Raw genomic sequence first — 2,142 nt, 5'->3', positions numbered from 1 at the left:
CGATCGGTGGATGAGGATCGGGATGGTGCCCACTAGTCTTGGCCCATGTCCGTCCCCGATCAGCCTGACCACGAGAAGCAACCGCAGATCCGCGCCTCTGACCAGGAGCGGGAGGACCTTGTCGAACGGCTCTCCGAGCACGCCACCATGGGCCGCCTGACCTTGGCCGAGTTAGAAGAGAGAATCGACCGCGCGTACGCCGCCACCACGCGGGATGAGCTGGCCACACTGACGTCTGATCTGCCCGACATCACCACTTCGCGGTCCGCCGTTGTCGAGCCTCGGCGGCGTAAGGCGACGAAATGGATCGTCGCGGTCATGGGCGGCAGCAGCAAACGTGGCCGATGGCGGGTAGCGCAGCGCGTCAACACGGTCGCGGTCATGGGCGGCCACGACATCGACCTCCGGGACGCCGAGCTCGACAGCGACGATGTCACCATCGTCTCCGTGAACGTCATGGGCGGGACGGACATCTATGTGCCCGACACGGTCGACGTCGAGGTGGGCGGATTCTCGCTCATGGGCGGCACGGACGAACGGGGCAGCCGGCGAAGCCCGCGCCCTGGCGCACCGCGTATCCGCATCAAGGCCTACAACATGATGGGCGGCACCGAGGTGTGGAAACTCCCCGAAGAAGCCCTGGGGCTGCAGCTGAAGGAAGCCAAGAAGATCGCCAAACGATCTGAGTGAAGCCCTGGACACCCGGCGGTGCACGCCGTATGCACCGCCGGGTGCCGACAAGATCACCTGCACGTTCTATGCTCTGGGCATGATCGCCGCGCCGATCTCCCGCGCTATCGACGGCCGCGCTCACCGACGCGGTCGGCGTGCCACGCCGCGCCCGTTCATTCCCGCCCTCGGCATCGGCCGAACAGTGGCCACGGCCGGCTGTGGTACCGCCCAGGCAGAGCCGACGTGATCGAGGAGCTTCTGCCGCCCGCGGTCAAATCCGCAGAAGCGTTCGACGATCTCCACGCGGTGCATTTGTTCGCCGAGGAGGAGAAGTCCGTCGTCGAGGCGGTGGACAAACGGCGCCGGGAGTTCGCGACGGCACGGGGGTGCGCACGGCGCGCCATGGCCGAGCTGGGGTTGCCACCGATGGCGATACCCCGTGGCGAAGGCGGCGCGCCGGTATGGCCCGCTTCCGTCGTCGGAAGCATGACCCATTGCGACGGGTACCGTGCGAGCGCCGTCGCATGGGAGCGCGATGTGATCACCATCGGTATCGATGCCGAGCCAGCTCAGAGGCTTCCAGCTGATGTCTTGGAGGCCATCGCGCTGCCACAGGAACGGGCCGCGTTGTCACGCCTGGCTGAGGCGTGGTCCGCGTTCTACTGGGACCGCCTGCTGTTCTGCGCCAAGGAAGCGGTGTACAAGGCATGGTTCCCACTCACCGAGCGCTGGCTGGACTTCCACGACGCGTTGATCGAGCCGAGGCTCGACGGCACGTTCACCGCTCGGTTGCTCATACCCGGTCCCGCGCTGGGCGCACACGCCGTGACCGGCTTCCTGGGCCGGTGGCTCGCCCGCGACGGGCTCCTTCTCGCGGCGGTCAGCCAGTGCGAGACGCAGCCATGGACTGCCCGCTGATTCCGTAAGACATCGCCGAGTCCCACCCAAACGCGCCATTGAACCATACGTGGCGTCCCACCCTACTGATCATCAATGTCGCCCCGGCCCGTCCACCTCGGACGGCTGAGTCATGAAGGCGGGGTCAGTGGCTATGGCTGGTCAGGTCTGGATCCTCGAACTCAAGATATGACACCCGCCTACTGGGCGGTGCCCGCCCACCAAGTAAAAGGTCCTGACCAGCACCTACGTGCTGGTCAGGACCTTCTCATTATCAAAGGTTCTTCGCTCACCCTAGAGGCTGAGATCTACTTCGCCCCGCTGACCAGGCACATGACCCGTCAGCAGGGTGCGGACCTCGGATTCCCGGTAGCGCCGATGTCCACCCAGCGTGCGGATCGACTCGAGCTTGCCCGCCTTGGCCCACCGCGTGACCGTCTTCGGGTCAACTCGGAACATGGCCGCCACCTCTGCAGGGGTGAGGAGGGCCTCGGCTTCCTGGGTCTTGGTCGCCATCGTCAACTTCCTTCCCCACGTGACGGGACCGTCCCGTCACTCATTGTCATTTCATCG

3 protein-coding genes are annotated in these 2,142 nt (G+C 65.7%); 2 read left to right on the top strand and 1 reads right to left on the bottom strand.

Annotation, left to right across the window (positions count from 1 at the left end):
• Positions 1–45: 45 nt before the first annotated feature.
• Both ELR45_RS14455 and ELR45_RS14450 read left to right on the top strand, forming a co-directional pair.
• The gene (locus ELR45_RS14455; RefSeq protein ID WP_129667025.1) at positions 46–690 is read left to right on the top strand and encodes a DUF1707 SHOCT-like domain-containing protein; all 645 of its coding nucleotides are present in this window, start codon (positions 46–48) and stop codon (positions 688–690) included.
• Positions 691–915: 225 nt separating this feature from the next.
• Positions 916–1,590, top strand: a complete 675-nt coding sequence (locus ELR45_RS14450; protein WP_129667024.1) for a 4'-phosphopantetheinyl transferase family protein — start codon at positions 916–918, stop codon at positions 1,588–1,590.
• A 273-nt stretch (positions 1,591–1,863) separates the two neighbouring features.
• On the opposite strand, the gene ELR45_RS14445 is transcribed toward ELR45_RS14450, so the two are convergent.
• Positions 1,864–2,085: a BldC family transcriptional regulator gene (locus ELR45_RS14445; RefSeq protein ID WP_129667023.1), complete on the bottom strand. Its 222-nt coding sequence runs from the start codon at positions 2,083–2,085 to the stop codon at positions 1,864–1,866.
• Positions 2,086–2,142: the final 57 nt, after the last annotated feature.

This window comes from Phytoactinopolyspora endophytica, from assembly GCF_004138495.1.
GTDB classification, from domain to species: Bacteria; Actinomycetota; Actinomycetes; order Jiangellales; family Jiangellaceae; genus Phytoactinopolyspora; species Phytoactinopolyspora endophytica.
Note: the sequence above shows the minus strand (reverse complement) of the source record. Positions and strands in the feature narration are given on the sequence as shown.

What these genes read in the sequence shown, in the direction of transcription:
- ELR45_RS14455 (WP_129667025.1), top strand. Translation starts at nt 46, where the DNA reads ATGTCCGTCCCCGATCAGCCTGACCACGAGAAGCAACCGCAGATCCGC.
- ELR45_RS14445 (WP_129667023.1), bottom strand. Translation starts at nt 2,085, where the DNA reads ATGGCGACCAAGACCCAGGAAGCCGAGGCCCTCCTCACCCCTGCAGAG.